At 73.3% G+C, this 13,319-nt stretch carries 13 protein-coding genes; 4 read left to right on the top strand and 9 right to left on the bottom strand.

Annotation, left to right across the window (positions count from 1 at the left end):
- Positions 1-34 precede the first annotated feature (34 nt).
- Together ACZ4E1_RS34925 and ACZ4E1_RS34920 are read right to left on the bottom strand one after the other, a co-directional pair.
- Positions 35-637 carry a hypothetical protein gene (locus tag ACZ4E1_RS34925; RefSeq protein ID WP_467547111.1) on the bottom strand — a complete coding sequence of 201 codons (603 nt, stop codon included), beginning with the start codon at positions 635-637 and terminating at the stop codon, positions 35-37.
- A gap of 25 nt (positions 638-662) precedes the next feature.
- On the bottom strand, positions 663-1,184 hold the full coding sequence (locus ACZ4E1_RS34920) for a proline dehydrogenase (RefSeq protein ID WP_467547109.1): 522 nt from the start codon (positions 1,182-1,184) through the stop codon (positions 663-665).
- Between the two features lie 56 nt (positions 1,185-1,240).
- Here ACZ4E1_RS34920 and ACZ4E1_RS34915 point away from each other — a divergent pair, with 56 nt between their 5' ends.
- Positions 1,241-1,684, top strand: coding sequence for a cytidine deaminase (locus tag ACZ4E1_RS34915; protein WP_467547107.1), 444 nt, complete (start codon positions 1,241-1,243; stop codon positions 1,682-1,684).
- A 154-nt stretch (positions 1,685-1,838) separates the two neighbouring features.
- Positions 1,839-3,674: a gamma-glutamyltransferase gene (gene ggt, locus ACZ4E1_RS34910; protein ID WP_467547179.1), complete on the top strand. Its 1,836-nt coding sequence runs from the start codon at positions 1,839-1,841 to the stop codon at positions 3,672-3,674.
- A gap of 88 nt (positions 3,675-3,762) precedes the next feature.
- Here ggt and ACZ4E1_RS34905 read toward each other — a convergent pair whose 3' ends face one another.
- The 4 genes from ACZ4E1_RS34905 to ACZ4E1_RS34890 are packed head-to-tail and all read right to left on the bottom strand — an operon-like array spanning position 3,763 to position 6,548.
- Positions 3,763-4,185, bottom strand: coding sequence for a hypothetical protein (locus ACZ4E1_RS34905; protein ID WP_467547105.1), 423 nt, complete (start codon positions 4,183-4,185; stop codon positions 3,763-3,765).
- 47 nt (positions 4,186-4,232) lie between these two features.
- Positions 4,233-4,856 carry a bifunctional 4-hydroxy-2-oxoglutarate aldolase/2-dehydro-3-deoxy-phosphogluconate aldolase gene (locus tag ACZ4E1_RS34900; protein ID WP_467547103.1) on the bottom strand — a complete coding sequence of 208 codons (624 nt, stop codon included), beginning with the start codon at positions 4,854-4,856 and terminating at the stop codon, positions 4,233-4,235.
- Positions 4,844-5,593: an IclR family transcriptional regulator gene (locus ACZ4E1_RS34895; RefSeq protein ID WP_467547101.1), complete on the bottom strand. Its 750-nt coding sequence runs from the start codon at positions 5,591-5,593 to the stop codon at positions 4,844-4,846. The genes ACZ4E1_RS34900 and ACZ4E1_RS34895 overlap by 13 nt, the downstream gene beginning before the upstream one ends.
- A 4-nt stretch (positions 5,594-5,597) precedes the next feature.
- Positions 5,598-6,548 carry a sugar kinase gene (locus tag ACZ4E1_RS34890; protein ID WP_467547099.1) on the bottom strand — a complete coding sequence of 317 codons (951 nt, stop codon included), beginning with the start codon at positions 6,546-6,548 and terminating at the stop codon, positions 5,598-5,600.
- A 162-nt stretch (positions 6,549-6,710) separates the two neighbouring features.
- Here ACZ4E1_RS34890 and ACZ4E1_RS34885 point away from each other — a divergent pair, with 162 nt between their 5' ends.
- Positions 6,711-7,298 carry a GNAT family N-acetyltransferase gene (locus tag ACZ4E1_RS34885; protein ID WP_467547097.1) on the top strand — a complete coding sequence of 196 codons (588 nt, stop codon included), beginning with the start codon at positions 6,711-6,713 and terminating at the stop codon, positions 7,296-7,298.
- Between the two features lie 30 nt (positions 7,299-7,328).
- Here the strand turns inward: ACZ4E1_RS34885 and ACZ4E1_RS34880 are convergent, their stop codons facing one another.
- From ACZ4E1_RS34880 to ACZ4E1_RS34870, 3 genes are all read right to left on the bottom strand, one after another.
- Positions 7,329-7,676: a DoxX family protein gene (locus ACZ4E1_RS34880; protein WP_467547095.1), complete on the bottom strand. Its 348-nt coding sequence runs from the start codon at positions 7,674-7,676 to the stop codon at positions 7,329-7,331.
- A 121-nt stretch (positions 7,677-7,797) separates the two neighbouring features.
- On the bottom strand, positions 7,798-9,621 hold the full coding sequence (locus ACZ4E1_RS34875; RefSeq protein ID WP_467547093.1) for an MFS transporter: 1,824 nt from the start codon (positions 9,619-9,621) through the stop codon (positions 7,798-7,800).
- Between the two features lie 157 nt (positions 9,622-9,778).
- Complete coding sequence (locus ACZ4E1_RS34870; RefSeq protein ID WP_467547091.1) at positions 9,779-12,331, bottom strand: D-alanyl-D-alanine carboxypeptidase; 2,553 nt, start codon at positions 12,329-12,331, stop codon at positions 9,779-9,781.
- A gap of 204 nt (positions 12,332-12,535) precedes the next feature.
- Between ACZ4E1_RS34870 and ACZ4E1_RS34865 the strand changes: the two genes are divergently transcribed.
- On the top strand, positions 12,536-13,273 hold the full coding sequence (locus tag ACZ4E1_RS34865; RefSeq protein ID WP_467547089.1) for a GOLPH3/VPS74 family protein: 738 nt from the start codon (positions 12,536-12,538) through the stop codon (positions 13,271-13,273).
- Positions 13,274-13,319: the final 46 nt, after the last annotated feature.

Genomic DNA, 13,319 nt, shown 5'->3' with positions numbered 1-13,319 from the left:
CGGTCAGGAATCCGGGTGCGCCTGCCGCCACGCCTCAGAGCAGGTCCCGCCAGAAGGGGACCGTGGCCCGCGGACCGCACTTCTCGGCGTCGGCGTCGGCGGTGTCGCGGAGCGGCACGCCGAACTCCCTGCGTACGTAATCGAGCAGGTCATCCCCGTAGTAGATGATGTCGGTCTGCCACATGGACAGTACGGGGTGGCCCTGGCCGCCCCGGATCGCGGGGAGGTACCGGTGGCCGTACACGGGGGCCATGACCGGCACCTCGGCCAGGTGGCGCCGCGCGCGGGCCAGCGCCTCCGCGCGGTCGTCGGGGCGCTCGCCCCAGGCCTCGTGCCAGAACACGTTGTGCTCGACGTCGAAGAGGACTCCGTCGACCGGCCAGGCGAGGCGTTCCCGTAGGTCGTCCGGACTGCCGTCACGCCAATCCGGCCAGGGGCCGTCGCCGGGCACAGAGTCGTTGACCGGAAGGCCCGCCGCCAGGAATGCGCGGTGGTCGTCCGCGAACGCGAACGCGTACTCCCGCTCGATGCGCGCGAACTCCGCGTCTGTCAGCCCTGGTTCGACCCGGACGAGACCGGCCTGCGCCAGGCAACTCGCCGCCTCTGCCCCCAGGCGTGCTCCCTCGTCACCGGTCATCTCCGCACGATACCCGTCACGCGCCTCACACCCGCGCGCCGTCGAGCACCTCCGCTGCCGCCGCGCGCAGGCCCTTCACCGCCTGGTAGGCGAGGTGCTCGTGGTGGGCGGCCAGGGTCGTGTCCGTGTTCCGTCGGGTGGTGTCGCCCGCGCGGGCGTCGCGGGCCATGCGGCGGACGACCTGCGCGAGATCGTCCGCCGCGTGCACCGTGCGGTACAGCGCCTCCGCCACCGAACGCGGGCCTTCGAGGAGGACGAACTCGGCCGCTCGGTGGACGGCGCGCGCCCGGTCGGCGAAGTGCTCAAGGCGCTCCTCGATCTGCCGCGGGTCAGGGCGGTCGCCGCGCAGTGCCTCGCGCACCGCGTCCAGGGCGACATCGCGGTCGTACACCGCCGCCAGGTAGGTCGCGTACGCCTCCCGGCGGTGCTGCCGGCGGGCCTGGTCGAACTGGGCGCGCGCCGCCGCGCGTCCCGTGACCAGCGCGGAGCCGAGGGTGGCGAGCGAGCCCGCGGCGGCGCCGAGCAGTGCGGCCAGTCCAGCGTCCATGGGCTCATTTTGCCTACGGGCGAGGAGAGTTGGGCGGGGGCTGGCAGACTCGCCTCATGGGACTTGATCAGGAACTGGTCGACGCCGCGCTCGCGCTCATGGACCGGCGCTGGCCCGCCGGGGAGCCCGGTGGGGCCGCCGCCGTACGGGTCGCCGACGGCGGGATCCTCACCAGCGTCGGGCTCGACAACATGCACGGGTCCGTCGCCCTCTGCCAGGAGACCGGCGCGTTCATCCAGGCCTACACCCTGGACCGGGCCGTCACCGCCTCTGTCTGTGTCTGCCGGGACCTGGAGCACGGACGGGTGTTGATCCTGCCGCCCTGCGGGGTGTGCCAGGAGCGGCTCGCGCTCTGGGGGCCGGAGGTGGAGGTCGCCGTACCGCATGCGGGCGATCCCACCCGCTGGGAGGGCCGGACGCTCGCCGAGCTGCAGCCGCACTACTGGGCCGCGCAGTTCCACGACGGCAAGTGGCCTTCGTACGCGCAGCACTCCGAGTAGCGATGTCCGTGGGGGTGGCTTGATCGAGTGGTCCTACTCGTCAGGAACCTCAGATCTCACGCAAATCTTCCCGCGCCTCGTTGCTGACCTGGCCGGACGCTGTCAGGGTCGGCGGCGGTTCCCTCGCCGTTGATCTTCGGAGGCTTCACTGATGATGGCTGTCCGTCACAGCGCGGGCGCCGCCGCCTGCGCGGCCGCGCTCCTGCTCCCCGTACTGAGTCCCCCCGCGAGTGCCGACACCGGCCGGCCGGAGGCGAGCCCTCCGGCCAAGCAGGCCGTCGCCACCGGCAGCGGTGGCGCGGTGTCCAGTGTGAACCCGTACGCCTCTCAGGCCGGGCTCGACGTGCTCCGCAAGGGGGGCAACGCCGTCGACGCGGCGGTCGCCACGGCCGCCGCGCTCGGGGTCGTCGAGCCGTACTCGGCGGGGATCGGGGGCGGCGGGTACTTCGTGTACTACGACGCCGCGAGCCGGACCGTGAAGACGATCGACGGGCGGGAGACGGGGCCGGCACGGATGCGGCCGGACGCGTTCCTGGACCCGGCGACCGGGAAGCCGCTGCCGTTCGACGAGGTCGTCAACTCGGGTCTGTCCGTGGGCGTTCCGGGCACTCCGGCGACCTGGCAGAAGGCGCTGGACGACTGGGGCACCGTCCCCCTGAAGCAGGCGCTGCGGCCCGCGACGCGGATCGCGGAGCGGGGGTTCGTGGTCAACGACGAGTTCCGCGCGCAGACCGCGATGAACGAGAAGCGGTTCCGTGACTTCAGCTCGACGGCCGAACTCTTCCTGCCGCACGGCGAGTTGCCCGTCGTGGGCTCCCGGTTCCGGAACCCCGATCTGGCCCGCACCTATCGGCAGCTCGCCCGCGAGGGCGCCGGCGCCATGAACGGCGGGGCCGTCGGGCGGGACGTGGTGCGGACGGTGCAGCATCCGCCGGTCGCCGAGGGCTCGACGCGTCACGTGCGGCCCGGGTCCATGGAGCTCTCGGACCTCGCGGACTACCGCGCGATCCCGCGTACCCCGACCCACACCACGTACCGCGGCTCCGACGTGTACTCCATGGCGCCTTCGTCGTCCGGCGGCACCACGGTCGGTGAGGCTCTGAACATCCTGGAGAACTACGACCTGTCGGCCGGCGGTCGGACCCAGGCACTGCACCACTACCTGGAGGCGAGCCGGATCGCGTTCGCGGACCGCAACCGGTGGGTGGGCGACCCGGCGTTCTCCGACGTGCCGACGGCGGGGCTGCTGTCCAAGGAGTTCGCCAAGGACCGGGCCTGCCTGATCCGTCCCGACCAGGCGCTGACCAGCCCGCTCGCACCCGGCGACCCGAGCGCCCCGCACGGCTCCGGCTGCGTGCGCGGCACCGGCGCCCAGGAGCCGCACGAGGGGCCCTCGACCACGCACCTCGTGGCGTCCGACCGCTGGGGCAACGTCGTCTCGTACACCCTGACCATCGAGCAGACCGGCGGATCCGCGATCACGGTGCCGGGGCGCGGGTTCCTGCTCAACAACGAGCTCTCCGACTTCGACTTCGCGCCGCTGACCCCGGGCGTCCCGGACCCGAACCTGCCCGGTCCCGGCAAGCGACCGCGCAGCAGCATGTCCCCGACGATCGTCCTGCGCGACGGTGAGCCGCAGCTCGCGGTGGGGTCGCCGGGCGGCGCCACCATCATCACGACCGTGCTGCAGACCCTGGTCAACCGCATCGACCTCGGGATGTCCCTGCCCGAGGCGGTGGCCGCGCCCCGCATCTCGCAGCGCAACCGCGCGACGACGGAGGCCGAGCCGGCGTTCCTCGACTCGCCGGAGGCCCCCGCTCTGGAGGCCCTGGGGCACCACTTCGTGCTCGCCCCGGAGGCGTTCACGCCGTCGCCCGAGATCGGGGCGGTCGCGGCGCTGGAGTTCGGCCCGCACGGCTCGGTGACGGCGGTCGCGGAGCCGGAGCGGCGCGGTGGCGGCTCGGCGATGGTGGTGCGCGAGCAGCGGTGAGGGACGGCGGCCGGGCGCGCGCATCCAGCGCGCCCGGGTGTCCGTCAGCGCGCCCGGCCGTCCTTCAGCGGGCCTGGCGCCATTGGATTCAGTGCGCCGGGCGCCGGCCCCAGCCCCGTACGGCGCCGGTCATCGCGTTGATCACCGCAGTGACCAGCGCGGTCCCGGCCAGCGCCCCCACGATCAGCATGGTCACGCCGACCAGGAAGAGCCCGCTGGCGTCGTCCGACCAGTCGTAGCCGGCGGCGACCGCCAAGCCGGCGGTCGTGCCGATGACGAAGGCCCTCGCATGGCCGCGCAGGGTCGCCCAGCAGGCCGGGACCAGCAGGGTCAGGACCAGGCCGACGACCTGCCAGGCCTCGTACGGGCCCGACACCGAGCCGTCGGGGTGCACGTCGCGCGTCTGGTCCCAGCCGAGCCAGACGGCCCACCCGGCCGCCGCGCAGCCGGCCAGGGCGAGAGTCACGAGCGCCGAGCGGCGCCCGGCGGAGGAAGAGGATCTGCTGCTCATGTCCTCAGGATCGCGGGCGCGGCCGGGCCGCAACAGCGCGCTCGTACTCAGTTCGGCTTGGGTACGCGACTCAGGAGCGCGGCGAGCCGGGGCAGTTGCTCCGGGTCCTCCAGCGCGGAGCCGACCGCGACGACCCGCGCCCCGGCGGCCAGGTACGCGGACGCGTTCTCGGCGTCGATGCCGCCCGTCGCGACGAACGGCACCTCGGGGAACGGGCCCCGCATCGCCCGGAACCAGCCGGTCCCGAGCACGCTCGCCGGGAACGCCTTCAGCCAGTCGAGGCCGAGGGCCCGCGCGGCCTGGACGTCGGTGGGCGTGGCGACCCCGGGCAGATGCGGCAGCCCGGCCTCCACGCTGGCTCGCGCCACCCCCGCGTCGAGGCCCGGCGCGACCGTGAACGCGGCGCCGGCCGCCACCGCCCGCGCCAGCCGCTCCGCCGACGTGACCGTGCCCGCGCCGACCGGCTTGCCGCGCTCGGCACCGGCCGCGACGACCTCGGCGAGGACCCGTCCGGCCGCCTCGTCCTGCACCGGCACCTCGACGCACTCGATGCCCAGCTCCCAGGCACGGACGGCGAGTTCGACGGTGCGGCCGGCGGGCATCCCGCGCAGGATCGCCATCACCGGCACCCCGGCGAACAGTTCCTCGAACGACGGATTCAGGGGCGCCATCCCAGCTCCTCGGAGATCGTCGCGGCGGTGGACAGCAGATCCGGCAGGACACCGGCCTCCAGTGCGGGCAGGTCGGCGCGCGCCTTGAGCGCCGTGACGGAGACGGCGCCGACGACCGCGCCGCCGCTGTCCCGTACGGGCGCGGCGAGGCAGTTCACGTAGTCCTCGTACTCGCCGTCGTCGACGGCCCAGCCCCGGTCCCGCGTCGCGTCGAGCACCGCGCGGTAGGCGGCCGGGTCGGTGATCGTCGTCGGGGTGTGCGGGGCGAAGTCGCAGGACGCGGTGAGGATCGCGGCGGCCCGTTCGGGCGGCAGACACGCGAGGATCGCCTTCGCGACTCCGGCGGTGTGCAGGGTCACGGGGCGGCCGATCTCGGCGTAGAGACGGATGCCGTCGACCGGGTCGATCTTGTCGGCGTAGACGATCCGGTCGTCCTCCAGCGCGGCGAGGTGCACGGTGTGGCCGGTGCGGGCGCCGAGCCCGCGCAGATGCTCGCGGGCCACGTCGGTCAGCCCGAACTGCTCCTCGGCCAGCCGCGCGAGGCCCGTGAGGCGCAGGCCGATCCCGTACCGGCCGTCGGGCAGGCGGCGTGCGAGCCCGCCGTCGGTGAGGGACTCCAGGAGGCGCAGCGCGGTCGAGCGGTGCACGCCGAGGTGCTCGCCGACCTGCGACTGGGTGCGGGGTTCGCGGGCGACGAACTCCAGGATGTCGATGGCCCGCCGGACCGTCTGCGACACGGTGTCACTCTCCTTCCGCGTCGGCGAACAGCGCGCCGGTGGCCGGTACGTAGTCCTCGACGCTGCTCAGCGTGCGGGCGGCCAAGCGGTGGCCGAGGGCGAGGCGGGCGGGTGCGGGCAGCTCGCGGAGCAGGCCGCTCAGGTAGCCCGCGGCGAACGCGTCCCCCGCGCCGACGGCCTCGACGACCGCCACGGCGGGCGCGGGCACGAACTCCCGTGCCTCACCCGCGAGTTCCGTCGCCCCGACCGCACCGTCCTTGACCACGAGGATGCCGCGCGGGGCGAGGTGGTCGCGGATGTCCCGCGCCGTGGGGGTGCCCCACAGGGTCTCCGCCTCGTCGCGGCCGACCAGGACGACATCGGCCCGGCGGGCGAGCGCGAGCAGTTCCGCCGCGGCGGCCCCGGGTGAACTCCACAGCGCGGGGCGGTGGTTGACGTCGAAGGAGATCCGGGTTCCGGCCGCCCGCGCCCGGTCCATGAGCGCCGCCACGAGCGCGGCGCACCCCTCGGACAGGGCCGGGGTGATGCCGGTCAGGTGCAGGAGTTGTACGCCCGTGAGGTCGACGGCGTCGGCGTCGGCGGCCGTCATCCGGGAGGCGGCCGAGCCCGCGCGGTAGTAGTGGACGCGGGTGCCGCCGTCGGGCGCGGGGTCCTTGAAGTAGACGCCGGTCGGGGCGGAGGGGTCGGTGCGCACGCCGGTGACGTCGACGCCGCGTGCCGCGACGGCGGTGCGGATCCGCCGCCCGAAGGGGTCGTCGCCGACCCGGCTCCGCCACGCGGTGCGGTGACCGAGGTCGGCGAGGTACTGGGCGACGGTGGACTCGGCGCCCGCGACCGCGAGGCGGGCCGTGACACCGCGTTCGAGGCCGCCGCCGTCGACGGGCGTGACCTGCGCCATCGTCTCGCCGACGCAGAGCACCTCCGGTGGGTGCGGGTGCATGGGCGGCGGGTGCATGGGCGACCCCTTCCTCGTAGCGCTCCGTCCGGTCCGGCCGACCGTAACAAGCCTCGCGCAACAGGCGTGCACATGCTGCAACACGCACCATTTCCGCTGGTCAGGTCACCTGCACGGGGAATCTCGGGTGCGTCCGGGCGGTGGAGTCGCCATCATGCGGGCATGCCCTCAGCGCTCGTGAACACGATCAAGCCCGGCACCTTCTCCTCCGTCCCGCAGCCGACCCTGCCCACCGCCGACGGAACGCTCCTGCTCCGCCCGGCCGAGCTGTCCGACGCGGACGCCGTCCACGCCGCGTTCCAGGACCCGGCGCTCCAGTTCTGGCACGCCCGCACGATGGACTCCCGCGACGAGGCGCTCGAATGGATCGAGGAGGTCCGGCGCGGCTGGCGCGAGGAGACCGCCGCGCAGTGGATCGTGGCGCGGGCCGCCGACGGCGCCCCGCTCGGCCGGATGGCGCTGCGCGCGATGGACCTCGTGGAGGGCGTCGCGGAGATCGGCTACTGGATGCTGCCCGAGGCCCGCGGCCAGGGAGCCGCCCCCAGGACCCTGACCACGCTGACGGACTGGGCCCTGGCGGCCGGCTTCCACCGCATCGACCTCCTGCACTCCACCCGCAACGAGCCGTCCTGCCGGGTCGCAGAGAAGGCCGGCTACGCACTGGAGGGCACCCGGCGCAGCTCCGCACTGCACACCGACGGCTGGCACGACATGCACGTCCACGTCCGCATCCAGGACACGCGGGCCTAGAGTCCACCCGGGGTCCCGCCCGGGCCCCGCCTATGCGGCCTGGGCGAGGACCAGCGCCGCGACCACCGGGGCCGCGTACACGAGCGGGAACGCCAGGTGCGAGAACCAGCGGGCCCGCGCCACCGCGATCACGGCCCCGGCGAAGTACAGGATCAGCCCGATCGCGGCGGCCGTGCCGAGCGCGGGGACGGCGAGCCCGGCGAGCAGGCCCAGCGCGCCGGCGGCCTTCGCGGTGCCCAGCCACGGCATCCAGCCGGCCGGGATCCCGTAGTCGGCGATCGGCTTGACCACCCAGGGCGCGCGGGTGAAGACGGACACGGCGGAGAAGCCGACCAGGACGGCGGCGAACATGGTGACGACGACATGGGCGACGGACATCAGGCACTCCTCGGTTCGGGCCCCCGCTGCGGGAACCTCACCCCCTCGACCCGCCGCACCGCACGGATGTGACAGCCCCCCGCGTGTGATGCCCGTCACATGCCAGGGGGGCGAGAAGTGACTACTGGAGTTCCTCCGGGCACGGGGTGCCGCGGGGGATCTTGACCGGGGCCGCCAGGCGGTAGGTGCCGGCGCGGGGGGCGAGGAGTTCGGTCCAGCGGTCGCCGGAGGCGTCCTCCTCGGCCTCCATGAGGCAGCCGTGCGCGTTCGTGTACTTCTTCGGCAGGCTGTCGTCCCGCTCCCGGGCCCGCTTCGACGCCTCCGTCTCCTGCGGCCTGCCGAGACTGTCGCCGTTCTCGTCGACGACGGACAGCCACGGCGAGTACAGGACGCGGATGAGGATCCGGCCCGGCTCGGTGACCTCGATGGTCAGCTCGCTCTGCTCGGCGGCGTCGACCACCGCGTTCGGTTCGGCCATCGGAGTGGGGTCGGTGACGGCGAACAGCTGCCAGTTCGCGTCGCCCCACACCTGGCGCAGATACGGCAGGCCGCGCAGCACCAGCTCCTGCTCGCGCTCGCCGCCGTCCCCGTCGGGCTCGCCCTTGGGCAGCACCACGTAGTGCACGGCCCAGCGCTCCAGCCAGTCGTGGTAGTTCGCCGCGTTCAGGGTGTCGTCGTAGAAGAGCGGGTTGCGCTTCATGTCGGCCTGGCGGGTCCAGCCGCGCGCCAGGTTCACGTACGGGGCGAGCGCGGAGGCCTCGCGGTGCGAGCGGGCCGGGACGACCTCGACGCGGCCACGCTCGGCCTTGACCTCCTGCAGTTCGTTGACGAGCGGGGCCAGTTCGCGGGCCCAGGAGGCGGCCGGGGTGGTGTGGACGACGTCGTCGACGGACTTGAAGCCGACCCACACGTTCATGCCGACGCACGTGACGACGATGACGTACCACTTGCGGGAACGCGGCACGGTGAACGGCAGCGCGGCGAGCAGCGCGACCCCGGCGAACAGCATCGGGAGCCGCGTGATGTTCGACCCGATCTGCGAGCTGATCAGCCAGACGAGCAGCACGGAGAGGCTGTAGACGGCGGAGGTGATCCGGACCGTCACCCACTCCTTGGGCACCAGCAGGTAGCAGAGCACGCCGTACACGAGCGGCAGCAGCGCCGACCAGAACGACATCGGCTGGGTGCCGGAGAACGGGAACAGCCAGGCCGAGAGCCCGACCACGGCGGCCGGCGCGAGCCCGAGCGCGTACGCGCCGGGGCGCCGCTTCTGCAGGAACAGGGCCACCGCGACGAGGCCCACGAACAGTCCGGCGACCGGCGAGCAGGCCGTCGCGAGCCCGGCCAGCGGCGCGGCGACGGCGGCTTTCGCCCAGCGCCGGTAGCGCCAGCGGTACGGCCAGCAGAACACGGCGGCGACCGCGGCGAGGCCGAACGTCATGCCGAGCCCGAAGGTGACGCGGCCCGACGCCGCGTTGCACAGCAGGGCGAAGACACCGGCGAGCGCGGGCCACAGCGGGCGCGCGACGACCCGCGTCCGGATGAGGATCATCGTCAGCAGCGCCGCGGACAGCGTCCCCGCGATCATCATCGTCGTCCGCACGCCGAGCACGGACATCAGATACGGGGACACCACGCTGTACGACACCGGGTGCATGCCGCCGTACCAGGCGAGGTTGTACGCGGAGTCGGGGTGCCGGCCGACGAACTCGGCCCAGGCGTCCTGCGCGGCGAGGTCACCGCCACTGTTCGCAAACGTGAAGAACCACAGGAGGTGGAGCGCGGCGGCGACCGCCGTGGCGACCAGCACGGGGTGCCGCTCGGCCCGGCGCGGCCAGGCGCGGACACCGGAGTCGGAGTCCTGTGCCCCGGGAGGCCCTATTCGGACGCGGCCCGCGTCCGTGCCGGGGTCGTCGTCGGTGCGCGTCGGCTCCGCTGTGGCCACTGCTGACACTCCCGTACGTTCCGTCGTCGTCACCGATCCCGCCGACCGAGGGAACGTCCGCGCCCCGGTCTCGCGACGCTAGCACGCGGCCCGCGCGCGGGCGCCGAGAAGGCCGGGCGCGACGCGCGCCCGGCCTTCCGCAGCCGTACCCCCGGGGCTAGGAGACGCGCTTGATCTTCGCGCCGAAGCCCGGTTCGGCCAGGTCGCTCTGGAGAGCGACCGGGACCTCGACGGCGTCGTTCTTTCCGTCACCGACGCTGAGCACGCCGACCACCGTGCCGGCCTTCGCCGTGTGCGGGATCTCCTTGCCCTTCTGCGCGTCCAGCTGAAGCTTGACCGTCAGGCCCGACCAGCCGACCGCGGAGACGTCCTTCGTCGCGACGACCGGGGTCGTGCCGCCGAGGCCGTCGTCGACCTGGCCGACGACATCGCCCTTCTTGACGATCTTCTTGGCGGTCAGCGCCTCCTGGCCGGACTCGATGAGGCCGCGGACCACGCCGGTGACCTCGTCGATGTTGGCCACGCCGGGCTTGCCGAACTGGCCGAGGGCGGCGCCGATGATCACCTGGCGCTTCCCGTCGACCTCCTTCTCCGCGGCGAACAGGATGTTGCCGCCGGCCGCGGTGGTCGTGCCGGTCTTGATGCCGATCGCGACGGTCGGGACCAGGCCGAAGAAGTTGTTCTGCTTGTCGCCGTTGAGGTCCATGTAGCTGGGCTGGCGGGCGATCTCGCGGAACGCCGCGTTCTCCATCGCGGCGCGGCCCAGCTTCACCAGGTCCTCGGCGGTCGAGACGGTCGTCTTGTCCAGGCCGCTGGGGTCCGTGTAGTGGGTGTTCTTCATCCCCAGCTCCTTCGCGGTCTTGTTCATCTTCTCGACGAACGCGTCCTCGGAGGAGCTGCCGGTGTCCCAGCGGGCGAGCAGCTTCGCGATGTTGTTGGCGGACGGCAGCATGACCGCCTGCAGCGCCTCGTACTCGGAGATCTTCTGGCCCTCGGTGACCTTGACCACCGACTCGTTCTCCGCCTTGCCGGTCTCGTAGTGCTTCTGCGCGGTGGCGTCGACGGGGATCTTCGGGCCCTTGTCGCCGCCGGCCTCGATCGGGTGGTCGCGCAGGATCAGGTAGACCGTCATGACCTTGGCGATGGAGGCGATCGGTACGGGCTTCTGGTCGCCGGAGGTGCCGAACGTGCCGATGCCGTTGACGTCCATCGCGGCCTGGCCCTGGGTGGGCCACGGCACGCTGGGCTTGCCGCCCTCGAACGTCACCATCTCCTGCGCGGTGAGCGCCAGGGTCGGGGCCGGGAGGGGGCGGACGGCCTGCACGATCGCAAACGCGACGATGAGCAGGATGACCAGCGGGGTCCAGATCTTGACGCGGCGCACGGCGGTGCGGACGCCGGTCTCCGGGGGCGGCGGTGTGTTCGTCAGCTCGGCCAGGAGGTCCAGCGGGGGCTTCGGGGGAAGCGGCTGCTGGGTCGTGCGCTCCGGGGTGTCCGGCTCGGGCACGGGGGCCGGTTCGTCCCGCTTCAGCGGTACGAACCTGCTGGTGCGCTCGGACGCGGACTCGGGGGTCGGCTGAGGCTTGGCCGTGGGTGCCTTCGCGGCGGGCGCGGGGTCCTTCGCGGCCGGCGACTTCAGCATGGTCGTCGGCTGGTCCACCTTCGGCGGGGCGACGGCCTTGAACACGGCGGTGGCCTGATCGAGGGCGGGCTTGCCCTCGGCCTTCGACTTGCCGTCGTCCTTCGGCCCGGCGGGCTTGTCGTCGGCCTTGTCCTCGGGCTCGGCCTTCGGCCCGGCGTCCGCCTTCGGACCGACGGGCTTGTCGTCGACCTCGGACTTCGGCTCCGCGTCGGCCTTCGGCGCGGCGGGCTTGTCCTCGGGCTCGGTCTTCGGCGCGGCGGACTTGTCCTCGGCCTTCGGCGGGACGACGGTCTTGAAGACGGCGGTGGCCTGGTCGACGGCAGGCTTGTCGTCGACCTCGGCCTCCGGCTCCGCGTCGGCCTCCGGCTCGGCAGGCCTGTCCTCGGCCTTCGGCTCTACGTCCGCCTCCGGCTCGGCAGGCTTGTCCTCGGCCTTCAGCTCTACGTCCGCCTCCGGCTCCGCCGGCTTGTCCTCGGCCTTGGCCTCCGGCGCGGCGGGCTCGGCCTCCGGCTCAGCAGGCTTCTCCTCGGCCTCGGGCTCGGCGTCGGCCTTCGGCTCCGCGTCCGGCGTCGGCTCGGGCTCGGGCTCGGCGTCGGCCGGCTTGGGCTCCTCGTCCGCGGCGTCCGTCGACTCGGCCTCCGGGGCGTCGGCGGCGTCCTCGGACGGCTCCGCCTCCTCATCGCCCTCGGCGTCCGCCTTCACGGGCTCGGCGCCCTCCGGGGCGTCGGCAGCGGCGCCCTCGGACGCGTCCTCGGAGGCCTCCTCCGACGGTTCCTCGCGGGCCGAAGGGACCGGAGGCGCGTCGGAGGAGACCCAGGCGGCCACGGCGGCCCGGAGCCGCGCGTCACCCGCCGCCTCCGCCTCCGGCTCCGCCGGTTCCACCGAGTCCGGCTCCGGCTCCGCGTCCGCGGAACCGGCGGAGCCCTCGGTCACGTCCCGGGCGGAGAACACCGCCGTCGCCTGATCCACGCCCGCCGGCGCCACGGGCTTCTCCCGCGAACGCGCCACCGCAAGGCGCGGGTCCTCGCCCGGCGTCTGCTGCTCCGACTTGTCGGGGGTCCCCGCCACCGATGCCTCCTCGACCGCTCACCACTTAGCGCCGGACAGTCCAGCCCTGTCCGAACCATGTACCAGTGTCCTGTGCTGGGGGCTTGACCCCCCGGGTAGACGAGAACGACATACCTACTGGTTCCCGCCCAAACTCCCCACGCGCTCTCGACAGACCAATGTGAGAGGGGTCACCCTGTCATTCATCCACGCGGGGAGGCATGGATGGGCAAGAGCCGCAGAACGATTCCGGAGGAGCTTCTGTTGCTCGCTCTGGACCCGGCCACGGGTACCACAGCGCAGCCGCAGTCGCTCGACCTCGGTCTGGCCGGTGCACAGCTAGTAGAGCTGGCGCTGGCCGGACGGATAGCCCCAGACGGGGATCGTATCGCCGTGGTGGTGCCACGGCCGACTGGAGATCCGACACTGGACTGCGCGTTGGAGTTGCTGCGAAGGCGCGGCGCTCCGGTGCGGGCGGTCCACTGGATCGGCGGGCCCCGCCTCGGGCTGCGCCAGACGTATCTCTCGCATCTGGAGCGGTGCGGCATGGTGCATGCCGTGGCGGGCCAGATGTGCGGGGTGCTGCCGACGACTCGCTACCAGGCGACGGACACGGCCATCAGCCGGGAGATCAGGACCCGGCTGGACTCGGCGATCCGTACCGGCGTACCGCCGGACCCACGGACCGCGGCGCTCGCCGCACTGGCCCACGCGGTCGGTCTCGGCAAGCACCTGTACCCGGGCAACGAGGGACGATCGTCCCGCTCCCGGCTGCGGGACCTGATCAGGCACGACCCCATGGGCGGTCTCGTGGCGCACGCCGTGATGGACGTCCAGAACGGCGCGGCCGCGCAGCCACGCCGTTCGCCCGCCACCGCGGCGGGCCGGGGAGCACCGGAGCCGGCCAGGGGTGTTCCGATGCAGCCGCGCCACGGGTCCATGGCACGCGCCGTGGCCCACTAGGCGAGGGCCCGCACCAAAGGCACCGAAGGCACCGCAAGAACAACAG

This window comes from Streptomyces sp. NPDC025806 (genome assembly GCF_055558275.1).
Note: the sequence above shows the minus strand (reverse complement) of the source record. Positions and strands in the feature narration are given on the sequence as shown.

What these genes read in the sequence shown, in the direction of transcription:
- ACZ4E1_RS34865 (WP_467547089.1), top strand. Translation starts at nt 12,536, where the DNA reads ATGGGCAAGAGCCGCAGAACGATTCCGGAGGAGCTTCTGTTGCTCGCT.
- ACZ4E1_RS34885 (WP_467547097.1), top strand. Translation starts at nt 6,711, where the DNA reads ATGCCCTCAGCGCTCGTGAACACGATCAAGCCCGGCACCTTCTCCTCC.
- ACZ4E1_RS34890 (WP_467547099.1), bottom strand. Translation starts at nt 6,548, where the DNA reads ATGCACCCGCCGCCCATGCACCCGCACCCACCGGAGGTGCTCTGCGTC.
- ACZ4E1_RS34905 (WP_467547105.1), bottom strand. Translation starts at nt 4,185, where the DNA reads ATGAGCAGCAGATCCTCTTCCTCCGCCGGGCGCCGCTCGGCGCTCGTG.
- ACZ4E1_RS34920 (WP_467547109.1), bottom strand. Translation starts at nt 1,184, where the DNA reads ATGGACGCTGGACTGGCCGCACTGCTCGGCGCCGCCGCGGGCTCGCTC.
- ACZ4E1_RS34925 (WP_467547111.1), bottom strand. Translation starts at nt 637, where the DNA reads ATGACCGGTGACGAGGGAGCACGCCTGGGGGCAGAGGCGGCGAGTTGC.
- ACZ4E1_RS34915 (WP_467547107.1), top strand. Translation starts at nt 1,241, where the DNA reads ATGGGACTTGATCAGGAACTGGTCGACGCCGCGCTCGCGCTCATGGAC.
- ggt (WP_467547179.1), top strand. Translation starts at nt 1,839, where the DNA reads ATGGCTGTCCGTCACAGCGCGGGCGCCGCCGCCTGCGCGGCCGCGCTC.
- ACZ4E1_RS34880 (WP_467547095.1), bottom strand. Translation starts at nt 7,676, where the DNA reads ATGTCCGTCGCCCATGTCGTCGTCACCATGTTCGCCGCCGTCCTGGTC.
- ACZ4E1_RS34900 (WP_467547103.1), bottom strand. Translation starts at nt 4,856, where the DNA reads ATGGCGCCCCTGAATCCGTCGTTCGAGGAACTGTTCGCCGGGGTGCCG.